General features: G+C 32.8%; 1 protein-coding gene. It reads right to left on the bottom strand.

All coding sequences use genetic code 11. The features are described 5' to 3' along the window. Positions 1–241, bottom strand: a 241-nt coding sequence (locus SH09_RS12080) for a Rep family protein (protein ID WP_042739913.1), incomplete at both ends; no start/stop codon positions are given.

Below are 241 nucleotides of genomic sequence, written 5' to 3'. Positions count from 1 at the left end.
TATATGTGATAAGGCTTTATCTCCTAAAGCACGTTTTATTTTATTTCTCACACTTTCCTTTGTGACTGGATTTTTAGCGATATACAAAACGTGATAGTGTGGCTTTTTATAGACCTTACCACCGTTATTTATAATTACTTGTTCATCTTCGGTTAAATCTTCAATTTTACGTTCCGTTTCGTCTTTATCATGTAACGGACTAATCGCCATTGGAACATCAAGTTTTTCTAAATATAGTTCC

Origin of the sequence: Staphylococcus gallinarum (assembly GCF_000875895.1) — a bacterium.
Classification (GTDB): domain Bacteria; phylum Bacillota; class Bacilli; order Staphylococcales; family Staphylococcaceae; genus Staphylococcus; species Staphylococcus gallinarum.
The sequence above is the reverse complement of the archived record's forward strand: the minus strand, read 5'-3'. Positions and strand labels throughout refer to the sequence as shown.